Annotated in this window: 14 protein-coding genes and 1 pseudogene; all 15 read left to right on the plus strand. The window is 70.9% G+C overall.

Annotation, left to right across the window (positions count from 1 at the left end):
- The first annotated feature begins 108 nt into the window (after positions 1 to 108).
- The gene (locus CFP65_RS16175; RefSeq protein ID WP_254552419.1) at positions 109 to 1,029 is read left to right on the plus strand and encodes a Rossmann-like and DUF2520 domain-containing protein; all 921 of its coding nucleotides are present in this window, start codon (positions 109 to 111) and stop codon (positions 1,027 to 1,029) included.
- A complete protein-coding gene (panC, locus tag CFP65_RS16180) occupies positions 1,029 to 1,919 on the plus strand; it encodes a pantoate--beta-alanine ligase (RefSeq protein ID WP_104816762.1) in 891 nt (296 codons plus the stop codon). The genes CFP65_RS16175 and panC overlap by 1 nt, the downstream gene beginning before the upstream one ends.
- Before the next feature lie 56 nt (positions 1,920 to 1,975).
- Positions 1,976 to 2,470 (plus strand): aspartate 1-decarboxylase, encoded by a 495-nt coding sequence (gene panD, locus CFP65_RS16185; protein WP_104820921.1) that lies wholly within the window; start codon positions 1,976 to 1,978, stop codon positions 2,468 to 2,470.
- A 16-nt stretch (positions 2,471 to 2,486) separates the two neighbouring features.
- Positions 2,487 to 4,163, plus strand: a complete 1,677-nt coding sequence (locus CFP65_RS16190) for an L-aspartate oxidase (protein ID WP_104816763.1) — start codon at positions 2,487 to 2,489, stop codon at positions 4,161 to 4,163.
- Between the two features lie 4 nt (positions 4,164 to 4,167).
- On the plus strand, positions 4,168 to 5,130 hold the full coding sequence (gene nadC / locus CFP65_RS16195) for a carboxylating nicotinate-nucleotide diphosphorylase (RefSeq protein WP_104816764.1): 963 nt from the start codon (positions 4,168 to 4,170) through the stop codon (positions 5,128 to 5,130).
- A 26-nt stretch (positions 5,131 to 5,156) separates the two neighbouring features.
- Positions 5,157 to 5,942 carry a type III pantothenate kinase gene (locus CFP65_RS16200; protein WP_104816765.1) on the plus strand — a complete coding sequence of 262 codons (786 nt, stop codon included), beginning with the start codon at positions 5,157 to 5,159 and terminating at the stop codon, positions 5,940 to 5,942.
- A gap of 115 nt (positions 5,943 to 6,057) precedes the next feature.
- The gene (locus CFP65_RS16205) at positions 6,058 to 6,735 is read left to right on the plus strand and encodes a hypothetical protein (RefSeq protein ID WP_104816766.1); all 678 of its coding nucleotides are present in this window, start codon (positions 6,058 to 6,060) and stop codon (positions 6,733 to 6,735) included.
- A gap of 118 nt (positions 6,736 to 6,853) precedes the next feature.
- Complete coding sequence (locus CFP65_RS16210) at positions 6,854 to 8,239, plus strand: hypothetical protein (protein WP_104816767.1); 1,386 nt, start codon at positions 6,854 to 6,856, stop codon at positions 8,237 to 8,239.
- A 93-nt stretch (positions 8,240 to 8,332) separates the two neighbouring features.
- Positions 8,333 to 9,865, plus strand: a pseudogene (lysX, locus tag CFP65_RS16215) (bifunctional lysylphosphatidylglycerol synthetase/lysine--tRNA ligase LysX); the annotation flags it as partial.
- On the plus strand, positions 9,862 to 10,017 hold the full coding sequence (locus CFP65_RS39750) for a hypothetical protein (protein WP_168219603.1): 156 nt from the start codon (positions 9,862 to 9,864) through the stop codon (positions 10,015 to 10,017). The pseudogene lysX and the gene CFP65_RS39750, both read left to right, overlap by 4 nt.
- 115 nt (positions 10,018 to 10,132) lie before the next feature.
- On the plus strand, positions 10,133 to 10,543 hold the full coding sequence (locus CFP65_RS16220) for a BlaI/MecI/CopY family transcriptional regulator (RefSeq protein WP_104816769.1): 411 nt from the start codon (positions 10,133 to 10,135) through the stop codon (positions 10,541 to 10,543).
- A gap of 11 nt (positions 10,544 to 10,554) precedes the next feature.
- On the plus strand, positions 10,555 to 11,091 hold the full coding sequence (locus CFP65_RS16225; protein ID WP_104816770.1) for an amino-acid N-acetyltransferase: 537 nt from the start codon (positions 10,555 to 10,557) through the stop codon (positions 11,089 to 11,091).
- 92 nt (positions 11,092 to 11,183) lie between these two features.
- Positions 11,184 to 11,537: an Lsr2 family protein gene (locus tag CFP65_RS16230; protein WP_104816771.1), complete on the plus strand. Its 354-nt coding sequence runs from the start codon at positions 11,184 to 11,186 to the stop codon at positions 11,535 to 11,537.
- Positions 11,538 to 12,022: 485 nt separating this feature from the next.
- A complete protein-coding gene (locus CFP65_RS16235; RefSeq protein ID WP_104816772.1) occupies positions 12,023 to 14,539 on the plus strand; it encodes an ATP-dependent Clp protease ATP-binding subunit in 2,517 nt (838 codons plus the stop codon).
- A 434-nt stretch (positions 14,540 to 14,973) separates the two neighbouring features.
- Complete coding sequence (locus tag CFP65_RS16240) at positions 14,974 to 17,256, plus strand: immune inhibitor A domain-containing protein (RefSeq protein ID WP_104820922.1); 2,283 nt, start codon at positions 14,974 to 14,976, stop codon at positions 17,254 to 17,256.
- The last annotated feature ends 22 nt before the right edge of the window (positions 17,257 to 17,278 follow it).

Raw genomic sequence — 17,278 nt, forward strand, 5'->3', positions numbered from 1 at the left:
AGATGACGAGTCCGCTGCTCCCGACCTCGCGCAGTTCCCCGCGCCCCCGGTGGTGCTCCGGGTAGTGCTGCTGAAGGCCGTCCGGAAACTGCCCGTAGACTTCAAGCCGTGAGCTTCCTGGATCCCTTCGCCGACCCCAGTGATCCCGGGAACCGGCCCGCGCGGCTGGCCGTCGGAGTCGTCGGCACCGGCCGGGTCGGCCCGGCGCTCGGCGCCGCGCTCCAGCTGGCCGGCCACCGGGTGGTCGCGGCCTCCGGGGTGTCGGCGGCCTCCCGGCGACGGGCCGAGGCGCTGCTGCCCGGGGTGCGGCTGGTGACTCCCCCGCAGGTGCTGGCCGCCGCCGACCTGGTGCTGCTGACCGTGCCGGACGACGCGCTGCCGGAGCTGGTGGCCGGGCTGGCCGCCACGGGCGCGGTGCGGCCGGGGCAGATCGTGGTGCACACCTCGGGCGCCCACGGCGTCCGCGTCCTGGAGCCCGCCGTACGGGAAGGGGCGCTGCCCCTGGCGCTGCACCCCGCGATGACCTTCACCGGCACCTCCGTGGACCTGGCCCGGCTGGCCGGCTGCCCGTTCGGGGTGACGGCGCCGGAGGAGCTGCGGCCGGTGGCCGAGGCGCTGGTGGTGGAGATGGGCGGCGAGCCGGAGTGGGTGCCGGAGGAAGTGCGGGCGCTCTACCACACGGCCCTCGCCCACGGCGCGAACCACCTGGTCACCCTGGTGGCCCAGGCCCTGGAGCTGCTGCGCACCGCGGGCGTCGCCGAGCCCGGCCGGCTGCTCGGCCCGCTGCTCGGCGCGGCGCTGGACAACAGCCTGCGCTCGGGCGACGCCGCGCTGACCGGCCCGGTCGCCCGGGGCGACGCGGGCACGGTGCGCCGGCACCTGGCGGAGCTGGGCCCCGCCGCTGCGGACATCGGCCAGGCGTACCGGGCGATGGCCAGGGCCACGGCCCAGCGGGCGGTCCGCAACGGATCGCTCAAGGAAGAGGCGGCGGCGGCGCTGCTGGACGTACTCAACGAGGAGACCCCCTGATGGCACGCGGCAGCAAGCCCGCCCCCAAGCCCCGCAAGACGGTGCTGACCCACACCATCGCCGACTTCGAGCCGGCCTTCTGGCCGGACGAGCAGCCGGTGGACAACGCCGTGGTGATGACCATGGGCGCGCTGCACGAGGGCCACGCCGCGCTGATCCGGGCCGCCCGCAAGCAGGTCGGCAAGGACGGCCGGGTCGCCGTGACGGTCTTCGTCAACCCGCTCCAGTTCGACGACGCCGCGGACCTGGAGCGCTACCCCAAGACGCTGGCCGCCGACGTCCGGGTCGCCGAGGAGAACGGCGCGGACGTGGTCTTCGCCCCGCTGCCGGAGGAGATGTACCCGAACGGCACCCCGGTGGTCCGCCTGAGCGCGGGCCCGATGGGCGAGCGGTTCGAGGGCGCCGCCCGGCCCGGGCACTTCGACGGGATGCTCACCGTCGTCGCCAAGCTGCTGCACATCACCGACCCGGACTTCGCCTTCTTCGGCGAGAAGGACGCCCAGCAGCTGGCCCTGATCCAGCGCATGGTGGCCGACCTCGACTTCGACGTGGAGATCGTCGGGGTGCCGACCGTCCGCGAGGAGGACGGCCTGGCCCTCTCCTCCCGCAACCGCTTCCTCTCCGAGGCCGAGCGCACCCAGGCGCTGGCTCTCTCCCGCGCGCTGTTCGCCGGGCGGGACGCCGCCGCCAAGGGCCCGCAGGCCGTCCGCGAGGCCGCCGCCGCCGTGCTCGACGGCGCCCAGGGCCTCTCCCTCGACTACCTCGCCCTGATCGACCCGGACGCCTTCACCGAGGCGCCGGACGACTTCCAGGGCGAGGCCGTGCTGGCCGTGGCCGCGAAGGTGGGCGCCACCCGCCTGATCGACAACGTCCGCATGATCGTCCGATAACACTCCAAAAAACCGTCGAAGTACGGCATGCACTCACTCCCGGAGGCGTGACCAAGATGCTCCGCACCATGATGAAGTCCAAGATCCACCGTGCCACCGTCACCCAGGCCGACCTGCACTACGTCGGCTCGGTGACGGTGGACCAGGACCTGCTCGACGCGGCCGACCTGCTGCCCGGCGAGCTGGTCCACATCGTCGACGTCACCAACGGCGCCCGCCTGGAGACGTACACCATCGCCGGGGAGCGCGGCTCCGGCGTGATCGGCATCAACGGCGCCGCCGCCCACCTGGTGCACCCGGGCGACCTGGTGATCCTGATCGCCTACGGCCAGATGGAGACGGCCGAGGCGAAGGGCTACGTGCCGAGCGTGGTCTTCGTGGACGCCGACAACAGGATCACCGGCACCGGCGGCGACCCCGCCGAGACGCCCGAGGGCAGCGGCCTGCGCCGCGGTGACCTGACAGAGGGCGGCCCGGCTTCCGGTGGAGGGGCCACCGAATCCAAGGCGTACGGTGACCTGGACACCGCGGCCCTCACCGCGGCGCGCTGAAGGAGCCACTGAAAAGATGTCCGTCTCACATCGCCTGACCGCTCCGGCCCCCGGCTGGACCACCACCACCGACGTGGTCGTGGTCGGCTCCGGCGTCGCCGGTCTCACCGTCGCGCTCAATCTCCGCCAGGCCGGCCTGCGGGCCGTGGTGGTCACCAAGGCGATGCTCGACGACGGGTCCACCCGCTGGGCCCAGGGTGGCGTGGCCGCCGCCCTGGGCGAGGGGGACACCCCCGAGCAGCACCTGGCCGACACCCTGGTCGCGGGCGCCGGGCTCTGTGACGAGGAGGCCGTGCGCACCCTGGTCACCGAGGGCCCGGACGCGGTGCGGCACCTGATCGCCACCGGCGCCGCCTTCGACAAGGGCGCCGACGGCGAGATCCTGCTGACCCGCGAGGGCGGCCACCACCGGCGCCGGATCGTGCACGCGGGCGGCGACGCCACCGGGGCCGAGATATCCCGCGCGCTGGTCGCCGCCGTCCGCTCCGACCCCGGCCTGGAGCTGATCGAGCACGCGCTGGTGCTCGACCTGCTCACCGACGCCGAGGGCCACGCCGCCGGCCTGACCCTGCACGTGATGGGCGAGGGCCAGCGGGACGGCGTGGGCGCCATCCGGGCCAAGGCCGTGGTGCTGGCCACCGGCGGCATGGGCCAGGTCTTCTCGGCCACCACCAACCCGGCCGTCTCCACCGGCGACGGCGTGGCGCTGGCGCTGCGCGCCGGGGCCGAGGTCACCGACCTGGAGTTCGTCCAGTTCCACCCCACCGTGCTCTGGCTCGGGCCGGAGGCCGAGGGCCAGCAGCCGCTGGTCTCCGAGGCCGTCCGGGGCGAGGGCGCGCACCTGGTGGACGCGGACGGCGTCCGCTTCATGGTCGGCCAGCACGAGCTCGCCGAGCTCGCCCCCCGGGACATCGTCGCCAAGGCGATCACCCGGCGGATGGCGGAGCTCGACGCCCAGCACATGTACCTGGACGGGCGGCACTTCGGCGCCGAGATGTGGGAGCAGCGCTTCCCCACCATCCTCGCCTCCTGCCGCTCGCACGGCATCGACCCGGTCACCGAGCCGATCCCGGTCGCCCCGGCCGCGCACTACGCCTCCGGCGGGGTCCGCACCGACCTGCGCGGGCGCACCAGCGTGCCCGGGCTGTACGCCTGCGGCGAGGTGGCCTGCACCGGGGTGCACGGCGCCAACCGGCTCGCCTCCAACTCGCTGCTCGAGGGCCTGGTCTTCGCGGAGCAGATCGCCGCCGACCTGATCGCCCGGCACCGCGCGGGCGAGCTGCCCGAGCGCACCGTGGACGTGGCCGGGGCCCGGGCGGCCCGCAGCGTGCCGCTGCTCGCCCCGGAGGCCCGGGCCCGGATCCAGTGCCTGATGTCCACCGGCGCCGGCGTCATCCGCTCGGCCGCCTCGATGGCCACCACCGCCGCCGGCCTGGCCGAGCTCGCCGCGCAGGCCCACGCGCACGCGGCCGAGGAGAAGCCGGCCGACCCCCGGGTGGAGACCTGGGAGGCCACCAACCTCCACCTGGTCGCCACCGCCCTGGTCACCGCCGCCGCCCAGCGCGAGGAGACCCGGGGCTGCCACTGGCGCGAGGACTTCCCCGAGCGGGACGACGCGCAGTGGCAGCGCCACCTGATCACCACTCTCGCCGTCGCCACCGGCACCCCTGTCAGCACCCCCGAGGAGCAGTAGAACCATGACCCACGTCCACGAGGAACTCCCCATGGCCGACGGCTGCGGCGACGGCTGCGCCTGCGGGGACGCCGAGGCGTACGAGACCGGCCTGGACCCCGCGCTGGCCGAGCTCCTGGAGGAGGCCGGGCTCGACCCGGTCGAGGTCGAGGACATCGCCACCCTGGCGCTGGCCGAGGACCTGGCCGGCGGCGAGGACGTCACCTCCACCGCCACCGTCCCGGCGGAGGCCGTGGCCACCGCCGACTTCACCGCCCGCGAGGCCGGCGTGGTGGCCGGCCTGCGGATCGCCGAGGCCGTGGTCTCGCTGGTCTGCGAGGAGGAGTTCGAGGTCGAGCGGCACGTGGAGGACGGCGCGAAGGTCGAGGCCGGCCAGGTGCTGCTCTCGGTGCGCAGCCGCACCCGCGACCTGCTGACCGCCGAGCGCAGCACGCTCAACCTGCTCTGCCACCTCTCCGGCATCGCCACCGCCACCCGCGCCTGGGCCGACGAGCTGGCCGGCACCAAGGCCGTGGTCCGGGACACCCGCAAGACCACCCCGGGCCTGCGCGCGCTGCAGAAGTACGCCGTCCGCGCGGGCGGTGGCGCCAACCACCGGATGTCGCTCTCCGACGCCGCGCTGGTCAAGGACAACCACGTGATCGCGGCCGGCGGCGTCGCCGAGGCGTTCAAGGCCGTCAAGGCCGCCTACCCCGACCTGCCGGTCGAGGTGGAGGTGGACACCATCGAGCAGATCACCCCCGTCCTGGAGGCCGGGGCCGACCTGATCCTGCTGGACAACTTCACCGTCGAGCAGCTGCGCGAGGCCGTCGCCCTGGTGGCCGGCCGGGCGAAGCTGGAGGCCTCCGGCGGGCTGACCCTGGCCACCGCCCGGGCCGTCGCCGAGACTGGTGTCGACTACCTCGCGGTCGGTGCGCTGACCCACTCCTCGCCGATCCTGGACATCGGCCTGGACCTCCGTTCCTGACCGTCCGCTTCACCAGAAAGCAGCCCATGCTCCTCACCATCGACGTCGGCAACACTCAGACCACGCTCGGCCTGTTCGACGGTGAGGAGATCGTCGAGCACTGGCGGATCTCCACCGATCCGCGCCGCACGGCGGACGAACTGGCGGTGCTGATGCAGGGCCTGATGGGGTCGCACCCCATCATCTCCGCCGAGGACCAGGTCTCCGGGCTGGCGATCTGCTCCTCGGTGCCCGCCGTGCTCCACGAGCTCCGCGAGGTGACGCGCCGTTACTACGGCGACGTGCCCGCGGTGATCGTGGAGCCCGGCGTGAAGACCGGGGTGCACGTCCTCATGGACAACCCCAAGGAGGTCGGCGCCGACCGGATCGTCAACGCGCTGGCCGCCAACCACCTCTACGGCGGCCCGTGCATCGTGGTCGACTTCGGCACCGCCACCACCTTCGACGCGATCAACGAGCGCGGCGACTACGTGGGCGGGGCGATCGCCCCGGGCATCGAGATCTCGGTGGAGGCGCTCGGCCTGCGCGGTGCGCAGCTGCGCAAGATCGAGCTGGCCCGGCCGCGGAACGTGATCGGCAAGAACACCGTCGAGGGCATGCAGTCCGGCATCCTGTACGGCTTCGCCGGGCAGGTGGACGGCCTGGTCGAGCGGATGGCCAAGGAGCTCGCCAAGGACCCGGAGGACGTCCAGGTGATCGCCACCGGCGGGCTGGCCCCGCTGGTGCTCGGCGAGGCGAGCGCGATCGACGTGCACGAGCCCTGGCTCACCCTGATCGGCCTGCGCCTGGTCTACGAGCGCAACAAGGGCTGATCGCCCCCCAGCTGACGGCCGGTCATTGCTCCGCCCTGCGTACGGTTATCGGCCAATCGGGACAAACACGGCCACAATCGTCATAAATCGGACGTACGCCACGTACTGTCAGGTCATGCCTACGCCACACGGATCGCGCGGCGGCATGGCCTTCAGCGCCGACGAAGTCCGGGTGCTGCGCCGTGCTCTCGCCCAAGCCCTGTACCCCGTCCACGCCCCGCACGCGGCCGCCGTCGCCACCCTCTGGGCGGAGGACGTCCAGGAGGCGCTGCGCCTCGCCGAAGCCGTGGACGAGGCCGTCCACGAGGGCGGGCGGCTGCGCACCTTCCTGCTCGCCGACCTGGCCCGCTACCGCGCCGCCCTGCCGGGCAGCGCGATCGGCTACCTGGAGCGCCTGGAGGAGGCCGTCGCCGACGGCTACCTGCCCGGCCCCGAGGACCTCGCCGCCCTGCGGGCCCTCGCCCGCCTCCCCTGCGGCAGCACCGAGCGCTCCCGCCGCTCCCGCCTGGCCGGCCGCTGCCACGCCCTCGCCGAGGCCGAGGTCCGCGAGCGCCTCGCCCTCGGCTCGGGCCAGCGCCACCTCACCGCCGTGCCCAGCCCGGCCACCGAGCCCTTCCCCGCAGACCCCATCCCGACGATCGCAGGAGGACGGCCCCCCATGAGCTCCACCGACACCCCGAAGCCCCCGCAGCCCCCGGCCCGCCCCCAACCCCGCCGGATGCCCACCCCCGCCGAACTCTTCGGCCGCCGCCGCCCCGACCCGGACCCCGAGCCCGAACTCGCCACCGGCTGACCACCCCCGACCGGGGAGGCCGTACCGGGCCTCCCCGTACAACCTTCTGCCGTCCCACGGGTCCTACCGAGCGCGGCCGCACCATCGGCGGTCCGCGACCGACCGACCACGGGGACCCATGGACACCAAGCCACGCTCACGACTCGCCCGCGCCGCTGCAGCCGCCCTCGCCGCCGGACTGCTGACTGCTGCGACCCCGGCCCTCGCGGCCGACCAACCGGGCAGCCCCGACCTGATGATCACCAGCCTCGACGGGGACAACCCCTGGCGACCGATCAGCGCCACCCCTGGGGTCGCTTTCGCTCCGGTCGCGAAGTTCACCAACAAGGGCTCGGCGGCGGCCCCCCAGGTCGTCGTCGAGGCGTTCATCGCCGCCGGCCTCGACTTCGCGCAGCGTTACGCCAACTGCGAGTACGCCACCGAGGGGGGTGGCTACCCCGGCACACTGGCCCTCTGCACCGTCGACTCTCCCATCGAGCCCGGCGGTTCGGCCGCACTGGACGGCCTGACTCTCGTCCCAGCAACCACCGCGACGTCCACCGGCGGCAAGGTGACGATCGGTTCCGCCGAGTCCGCGACCGCCGGAGAGTGGCGCCGGACCCACCACTTCGAGCGCGGCACCGGCCCCCGCCTCACCGTCGGCCGTCCCGAGGGTGCCCCCGCGACGACCCAGGTGGGGAACGGGGGCTACTACCCCCGCGAGTTCTCCGTGGCGGTCGACAACAGCGCCGACTACGCGGCCTCGGCCGAGTGGACCCCGGCAGCAGACGGACGGCGGGGCCGGGTCACGGTGGGGCTGCGCAATGACGGCCCCGGCATCGTGGTCCCCGATCTCGACCGCTACCCCTCGGGTTTCCTCGGCGCTGTCAGCCTCACCCTGCCCCAGGGCGTCGAAGTGACGAAACTCCCCGACAACTGCGGTCCGTTCTTGGACACCGGCCTCCAACCCGTGCCGCACAGGTACCACTGCGCGGTCCCGTGGAAGACCCGGCTCGGGGTCGGCGCCACCAAGAACTACGACATCGAGGTCGCGCTCTCCTCCGGCTTCACCCGTGCCTCGGCAGCCGTCAGCCTGGAGGACGACTACCACGACGGCGAGCACCAGCACCCCGACCTGATGTGGTGGGACAAGAACCCCGGCAACGACCGGATCACGCTGCTGCTCGGCGACCAGGCCGCGACCACGACACCCACCCCGGGCCCGCGTCCCACCGCCACGGCTTCTCCCACCGGCACCGTGGCACCCACCACCGGCACGACGCCCACCCGCAGCACGACGCCCACCCGCCCGGCGGCACCCACCACGCCCGCCGCGGCCACCGCGCCCGCCCCGACCACCAGCTCGGCGGCGTCCGTGGCCCCGACCACTCCGGTGCAGGGCCTCGCCTCCACCGGCGGCGGCTCGGGCATGGGCACCACGGCCGCCCTCGGCGGCGGTGCCCTCGCCCTCGGCGGCCTGCTGGCCGTCTGGGCAGCCCGCCGCCGGCGCGGCGCGCACCGCTAGCGAGCACCGATGCCCCGCCACCGGTAATCCTGTGGCGGGGCCCGGTGTAACGGTGGCTACCCTGGTGGGGTGAGCGATCAGAATCCTGCCCTTGCGACCGACGACCTCCCCGAGCAGATGCGCGTCCGGCGCGAGAAGCTGGACAAGCTCCGGGCGGCCGGAGTCGACCCGTACCCGGTCGGCTTCCCCCGGACCAGCACCATCGCGGACCTCCGCGCCAAGCACCCCGACCTGGAGCCGGACACCGCCACCGGCGAGCGCGTCGGCATCACCGGCCGGGTGATCCTGGCCCGCACCGGCGGCAAGCTCTGCTTCGCCACCCTGCGGGACGGCTCCGGCGACCTCCAGGTGATGCTCTCCCTGGACAAGCTGGGCGAGGAGCGGCTGGCCGAGTGGAAGTCGGCGATCGACCTGGGCGACCAGGTGGGCGTCGAGGGCGAGGTGATCACCTCCCGCCGCGGCGAGCTGAGCGTCATGGTCGACCGCTGGGAGCTCACCGCCAAGTGCCTCCGGCCGCTGCCGGACAAGCACAAGGGCCTGACCGACCCGGAGGCTCGGGTCCGCCAGCGGTACGTGGACCTGATCGTCAACCCGGAGGCCCGGGAGATCCTGTACCTGCGCTCCAAGGTAGTCCGCTCGATCCGCCGCACCTACGAGGAGCGCGGCTACATCGAGGTCGAGACCCCGATGCTGCAGCCGGTGCACGGCGGCGCCAACGCCCGCCCGTTCACCACGCACATCAACGCGTACGACATCGACCTCTTCCTGCGGATCGCCCCGGAGCTCTACCTCAAGCGCCTGGTGGTCGGCGGCGCCGAGAAGGTCTTCGAGATCAACCGCAACTTCCGCAACGAGGGCGCGGACTCGACCCACAACCCCGAGTTCACCTCGCTGGAGTCCTACGAGGCGTACGGGGACTACAACACCCAGGCCGAGCTGATCCGCGAGACGATCATCAACGCCGCGCGGGACGCGCTGGGCACCACCGTGGTGCGCGGCATCGGCCCGGACGGCGCGGAGCACGAGATCGACCTGGCCGAGCCCTGGGCCGAGGTCAGCGTCTACCCCGGCATCTCGGGCCACCTCGGCACCGAGATCACTCCGGACACCACGGTGGAGGAGCTCCGCAAGCTCGCCGACGCCGCGGGCGTGCCGTGGGAGAAGGAGTGGGGCCACGGCCAGATCGTGCTGGAGATGGTCGAGCGCCTGCTCGAGCACAACGCGATCAAGCCGACCTTCATCAAGGACTACCCGACCGAGGTCTCCCCGCTCACCCGCCAGCACCGCTCGGTCGCGGGCGTGGCCGAGAAGTGGGACCTGGTCATCTTCGGCACCGAGATCGGCACCGCCTACTCCGAGCTGGTCGACCCGGTCGAGCAGCGCGCCCGGCTGACCGCCCAGTCGCTGCTGGCGGCCGGCGGCGACGTCGAGGCGATGCAGGTGGACGAGGACTTCCTCCGCGCCCTGGAGTACGCGATGCCGCCCACCGGCGGCCTCGGCCTGGGCGTCGACCGCCTCATCATGCTGCTCACCGGCAAGAACATCCGCGAGACGGTGCTCTTCCCGATCGTCAAGCCCGAGGCCAAGGCCGCGGCCAAGGCCGCCGAGACCGAGGAGTCCGAATGAGCTACATCTCCGCGATCGTCCCGCCGCTGGTGATGGCGATCGGTTTCGGCTTCCTGGTGCGGGCCATCATCCGCAGCCAGGGCGGGGCCCAGAAGGGCAAGGAGGACGCCGCCGCCGAGGCGATGGCCCGCACCGCCCGGGCCGCCGAATAGCGGCCGCAAACCCACGGAACGCCCCGCGCGCCGTCGCCCCCACCCGGGGCGGCGGCGCGCCGGTTTGCCCGCAGAAGCAAATTTTGTCCGAATCATTCCCTATCCTGGCCGGACTATGGTGCGGCAACTCGGAGAACTCGAGAACGAGGTCATGACCAGGGTGTGGCAGTGGAACCGCCCGGTCACCGTTCGCGAGGTTCTGGACGATCTGCGGACGGAACGCGATATCGCCTACACCACCGTGATGACGGTGCTGGACAAGCTCCACAGAAAGGGCTGGCTCCGCCGCGAGCAGGCCGGCCGGGCCTATCGCTATGAGGCGGTCTCCTCCCGGGAGGCTTACACCGCCGCCTTGATGAACGAAGCCTGGGCCACGAGCGACAATCCCGCCGCCGCCCTGGTGCACTTCTTCGGCATGATGTCCCCGGAGCAGCGCGAGGCGCTTCGGGACGCCCTGCGGGTGGTGCCCGAGCAAGTCGACGGATCCGGGGATACCGGCGAGACTTCCGAGCCGCCCACGCGATAGCGTCACGGCCCATGGAGGTCACCATCCGCCGGGCGCGGACCACGGACGTGCGGGCAGTGCGGCGCCTGATCGACAGCTACTCGCGGGACGGCATTCTGCTGGACAAGCCCACGGTCGCGTTGTTCGAATCCGTACAGGAGTTCTGGGTCGCCGAGCGCGACGACAACGGCGTGGTGGTGGCCTGCGGCGCACTCCACGTGATGTGGGAGGACCTGGCCGAGGTCCGCACGCTCGCCGTCGACCCGGCCTGCCACGGCCTGGGCCTGGGCCACCAGCTGTTGGAGAAGCTGGTGCAGACCGCGCGCTGGCTGGGCGTCCGTCGGATTTTCTGCTTGACGTTCGAGGTGGCCTTCTTCGCGAAACACGGTTTCGTCGAGATCGGCGAGCTCTACGAAACCGACGATGGTACGACAGACCCGGCGGCGATCGCTACGGATGTCTATGCGGAACTTCTGCGCTCGTACGACGAGGGCGTGGCGGAGTTCCTGGACCTGGAGCGGGTGAAGCCCAACACGCTGGGCAACTCGCGCATGCTGCTGCACCTCTGAGCGGCCCGTTGCCACCGAGGGTTTGTGTTTTCCGGAAAAAGACGCTTTGCTTTCCTCAAGGCATTGGGTCGTTTACGCGGAAAGGGAAGCCCGTGGCTCAGAGGGTGCAGGTCATTCTTGAAGACGATCTCGACGGCGGTTCGGCGGACGAGACGGTGACGTTCGCCCTCGACGGCGTTGCCTACGAGATCGACCTCACGAGCGAGAACGCGGACAAGCTCCGTGGTCTGCTCACTCCGTACGTGGACAAGGGCCGCAAGCAGAGCGGCCGGCTCACCAGCGCCCGCCGGGCGCCGGCCGGGCGCGGCGCGGGCCGCAGCGCCGCCGGTGCGGCGGACACCGCCAAGATCCGTTCCTGGGCGAAGGAGAACGGCTTCGAGGTCAACGACCGCGGCCGCGTGCCCAGCACCGTCCGCGAGGCGTACGAGCGCGCCAACGCCTCCTGACGGGAGCGGTCGGCGTTCGGGGCGTGAGGGAGGCATCCCCACGCCCCGCGGGCGTTCCCGGGCCCGGGCGGCCCGCGGGGCTGCTCCTCGGGCGGCTCCCCCGTGGGACTCTCGGCGGGACTCCTCGGCGGGACTTCTCGCCAGGCGAACAAGGCTGCCGGTGAAACTACGGGAATCTCGCCGCGATACCAGGTATGAATGCAGGTGGGCAGGGTCGTCGGCACTGTCCGAACCGCACTGCGCGTCCTCCTTCCCACGCCGCCGTCGGGCCTTGTTCGCCGTTGGCGTAGCGGAATCGGGTGCTTCGGCCCCCGTGGTGGGAACACCGTCTCCCAGCATCAGGTTGGGAATGGTGTCGGCTGGTCGCGCAGCAGTTTCTCCCACGCGAGTGGGGCCCATGCCGCGCCGCAAGCGGGACTAGCATGCGGGAGGACAGGGCGGGGACAGTCCCCGAACTGGCCGACCGCTCTGAGGAGCGATAAACGATGTTCGAGAGGTTCACCGACCGCGCGCGGCGGGTTGTCGTCCTGGCTCAGGAAGAAGCCCGGATGCTCAACCACAACTACATCGGCACCGAGCACATCCTCCTGGGCCTGATCCACGAGGGTGAGGGTGTCGCCGCAAAGGCCCTGGAGAGCCTCGGGATTTCTCTTGAGGCGGTCCGCCAGCAGGTCGAGGAGATCATCGGCCAGGGCCAGCAGGCCCCCTCCGGCCACATCCCCTTCACCCCGCGGGCCAAGAAGGTGCTGGAGCTCTCGCTCCGCGAGGCCCTCCAGCTGGGCCACAACTACATCGGCACCGAGCACATCCTGCTCGGCCTGATCCGCGAGGGCGAGGGCGTCGCCGCCCAGGTGCTCGTGAAGCTCGGCGCCGACCTCAACCGGGTGCGCCAGCAGGTCATCCAGCTGCTCTCCGGCTACCAGAGCGGCTCCAAGGAGTCGGCCACCGCCGGCGGCCCCGCCGAGGGCACCCCCTCCACCTCGCTGGTGCTCGACCAGTTCGGCCGCAATCTGACGCAGGCCGCCCGCGAGGCCAAGCTCGACCCGGTGATCGGGCGCGAGAAGGAGATCGAGCGGGTCATGCAGGTGCTGTCCCGCCGCACCAAGAACAACCCCGTGCTGATCGGCGAGCCCGGCGTCGGCAAGACGGCCGTGGTCGAGGGCCTGGCCCAGGCCATCGTCAAGGGCGAGGTGCCCGAGACGCTGAAGGACAAGCAGCTCTACACGCTCGACCTCGGCGCCCTGGTGGCCGGCTCCCGCTACCGCGGTGACTTCGAGGAGCGCCTGAAGAAGGTGCTCAAGGAGATCCGCACCCGCGGCGACATCATCCTGTTCATCGACGAGCTGCACACCCTGGTCGGCGCGGGCGCCGCCGAGGGCGCGATCGACGCCGCCTCCATCCTCAAGCCGATGCTGGCCCGCGGTGAGCTCCAGACCATCGGTGCCACCACGCTGGACGAGTACCGCAAGCACCTGGAGAAGGACGCCGCCCTCGAGCGCCGCTTCCAGCCGATCCAGGTCGCGGAGCCCTCGCTGCCGCACACCATCGAGATCCTCAAGGGCCTGCGCGACCGGTACGAGGCCCACCACCGGGTCTCGATCACCGACGCCGCCCTGGTCGCCGCCGCCACCCTGGCCGACCGGTACATCTCGGACCGCTTCCTGCCGGACAAGGCGATCGACCTGATCGACGAGGCCGGCTCCCGGATGCGCATCCGCCGGATGACCGCGCCGCCGGACCTGCGCGAGTTCGACGAGAAGATCGCCGACGTCCGCCGCGAGAAGGAGAGCGCGATCGACGCGCAGGACTTCGAGAAGGCCGCGTCGCTGCGCGACGACGAGAAGCAGCTCCTGCAGGCCAAGGCCAAGCGCGAGAAGGAGTGGAAGGCCGGCGACATGGACGTCGTCGCGGAGGTGGACGAGGAGCTCATCGCCGAGGTCCTGGCCACCGCCACCGGCATCCCGGTCTTCAAGCTCACCGAGGAGGAGACCTCGCGTCTGCTCCGCATGGAGGACGAGCTGCACAAGCGCGTCATCGGCCAGAAGGACGCCATCAAGGCGCTCTCCCAGGCCATCCGGCGCACCCGTGCGGGCCTCAAGGACCCGAAGCGTCCCGGTGGTTCGTTCATCTTCGCCGGCCCGTCCGGCGTCGGTAAGACCGAGCTCTCCAAGACGCTCGCCGAGTTCCTCTTCGGCGACGAGGACGCCCTGATCGCCCTCGACATGTCGGAGTTCAGCGAGAAGCACACCGTCTCGCGGCTCTTCGGCTCGCCCCCCGGCTACGTCGGGTACGAGGAGGGCGGCCAGCTCACCGAGAAGGTGCGCCGCAAGCCGTTCTCGGTCGTCCTCTTCGACGAGGTCGAGAAGGCCCACCCGGACATCTTCAACTCGCTGCTGCAGATCCTGGAGGACGGTCGCCTGACCGACTCCCAGGGCCGGGTCGTGGACTTCAAGAACACCGTCATCATCATGACGACCAACCTCGGCACCCGGGACATCTCCAAGGGCTTCAACCTGGGGTTCGCGGCCACGGGTGACAGCACCACCGGGTACGAGCGGATGAAGGCGAAGGTCGGCGAGGAGCTCAAGCAGCACTTCCGCCCCGAGTTCCTCAACCGCGTCGACGACATCGTGGTGTTCCACCAGCTGTCCGAGGAAGACATCATCCAGATCGTCGACCTCATGATCGACAAGGTGGACAGCCGCCTCAAGGACAAGGACATGGGCCTGGAGCTCAGCGTCGAGGCGAAGAAGCTGCTCGCCAAGCGCGGCTACGACCCGATCCTCGGTGCCCGTCCGCTGCGCCGCACCATCCAGCGCGAGATCGAGGACCACCTCTCCGAGAAGATCCTCTTCGGCGAGCTGCGCTCCGGCCAGATCGTCGTGGTGGGCGTCGAGGGCGAGGGCAAGGAAGCGAAGTTCACCTTCCGCGGCGAGGAGAAGTCCCCGGTGGCCGACAGCCCCGCGGCCGTCACCACCGCCGGCCCGGATCTCACCAAGTAACACCGCAAGCGCACAGAAAGGCCCAGGGCCCCGGCACTCCGCCGGGGCCCTGGGCCTTTTCCGTCCGCTTTTGGTTTACCTGGCGTCACATTTACCTGGCCATGGCGGTGTGATGAACCGCACGGGGATCCCCGCCGTTCGGCGGGTAGCCAGGCTGGTTCGAACACGACGCAGGCCCTGTTTGCCACACCCTGGCATGCTCTTGACTGAAAATCAGATGAGAAGTTGGCGCGGAGGATAGCGCCGTGACCATGTCATGGTCAAGGTCTTTCTTTTTTACCCTCTCTTGGATCGAATGTCCTCCACCTGTCTTTCATTGGTTCACCGGCTACGGCTAACAGCCGTGCCGGTATGGGGAGGACGTCACCACCTTGAAGATATCCACGAGGAGTGTCGCGGCGTCCGCCGCCGTGGCAGTCATCGCCTCGCTCGGCATGATCCCGGCATCGGCCACCGCCGCCCCGGCCACCGTTGCCGCGCACGACCCGGCCGGTCCGGCCAGCCAGGTCGACTACGACCTGCCCGGCCCGCTGACCGCCACGGTCAAGGCCCAGCAGGAAGAGGCCACCAAGCAGCTGCTGAACGGCACCGCCAAGATCGAAGAGCACGGCGGCGGCACCAGCATCAAGCTCGGTCCTGAGAAGTACGTGGAGCTGGCACGCCAGCGCACCGACAAGATCTTCACGATTCTCGTCGACTTCGGCGACCAGGTGGACAACACCACCAAGACCGCCGACGGCAAGGTCAAGTACGGCGGCACCCCCGGCCCGGCGCACAACCAGATCGCCAAGCCGGACCCGGCCACCAACAACTCGACCGCCTGGCGGGCCGATTACAACCAGGCCCACTACCAGGACCTGTACTTCAGCCCCGACAAGCCCTCGATGAAGACCTTCTACGAGCGCCAGTCCTCGGGCCGGTACTCCGTCGACGGCCAGGTCACCGACTGGGTCCGGGTGCCGTGGAACGAGGCCCGCTACGGCTCGGACTACTGCGGCAGCCACGTCTGCAACAACGCGCAGGACCTGATCCGCGACGGCATCAACGCCTGGGTCGCCGACCAGAAGGCCAAGGGCCAGACGGACGCTCAGATCAAGGCCACGCTCTCCCAGTACGACCAGTACGACCGGTACGACTACAACCACAACGGCAACTTCAACGAGCCGGACGGTTACATCGACCACTTCCAGATCGTGCACGCCGGTGAGGACGAGTCGGCCGGTGGCGGCGCGCAGGGCACCGACGCGCTCTGGGCCCACCGCTCCTACGTCTACGCCGCCCAGGCCGGTCAGACCGGCCCCGAGGGCAACAAGCTCGGCGGTACCCCGGCCGGCAACACCGGCATCTGGATCGGCGACTACACCATGCAGCCCGAGAACGGCGGCCTCGGTGTCTTCGCCCACGAGTACGGCCACGACCTCGGTCTGCCGGACCTGTACGACACCTCCGGCAGCGGCATCGACAACTCGGTCGGCTTCTGGTCGCTGATGTCGTCGGGCTCCTGGCTCGGCGAGGGCAAGAACGAGATCGGCGACATGCCGAACGACTTCGACGTGTGGAGCAAGCTGAAGCTCGGCTGGCTCAACTTCGCCACCGCCACGGCGGGCAAGACCTCGACCCACACCCTCGGCCCGGTGGAGTACAACACCGACAAGCCGCAGGCCCTGGTCGTCAACCTGCCCAAGAAGACGGTCACCACCACCATCAACACCCCGTTCGCGGGCACCGGTGAGTGGTGGAGCGGTTCCGCGGACAACCTCAACGTCACGCTGACCCGCGACCTCGACCTGACCGGCAAGACCGCGGCGACCCTGTCCGCCAAGGGCTGGTACGACCTCGAGCAGGACTACGACTACGGCTACGCCGAGGTCTCCACCGACGGCGGCGCCCACTGGACCGCCATCGACGGCACCTTCAACGGCAAGGCCATCGCGAAGGACGCGGCCGGCCAGCCGGCGCTGACCGGCTCCTCCGCCGGCCAGTGGGGCGACCTGTCGTACTCGCTGAACGCCTACGCCGGCAAGGCCGTCAAGGTCCGCTTCCACAACACCACCGACGGTGGCGTGCACAACCCCGGCTTCGCCCTGGACAACATCTCGGTGACCGCCGACGGTTCGGCCGTCTTCTCCGACGACGCCGAGAAGGGCGCCAACGGCTGGACCGCCAGCGGCTTCTCGATCATCTCGGGCAAGTTCTCGAAGGACTACGACCAGTACTACCTGGCGGAGAACCGCCAGTACGTCTCCTTCGACTCGACCCTGAAGACCGGCCCGTACAACTTTGGCTTCGCCTCGAAGCCGAACTGGGTGGAGCACTACGCCAACCAGAACGGCCTGCTGATCTGGCTCTGGGACACCTCCCAGTCCGACAACAACGTCACCAACCACCCGGGCAGCGGCCTGATCCTCCCGATCGACTCGCACCCGACCCCGCTCAAGTGGGGCGACGGCACCTTCATGCGCCCGCGCCTCCAGGGCTACGACTCCCCCTTCGGCTTCGAGAAGACGGACGGCCTCAAGCTCCACAAGGCCGACCAGCTCACCTCGATCTACCCGTCGGGCGGCGTCCGTTCCTTCAACGACCACACCGTGTCGTACTGGAACGCGGCCACCCCGTACAGCAGCGTCAAGGTCCCGGACACCCACACCGCCATCACGGTGCTGTGGGAGAGCCTGGACAAGATGGAGACCACCGTCCAGGTGAAGGTCATTCGCTGACCCCGTCTCACATCTGACGTAC

It is taken from the genome of Kitasatospora sp. MMS16-BH015 (assembly GCF_002943525.1).
Taxonomy (GTDB): Bacteria; Actinomycetota; Actinomycetes; order Streptomycetales; family Streptomycetaceae; genus Kitasatospora.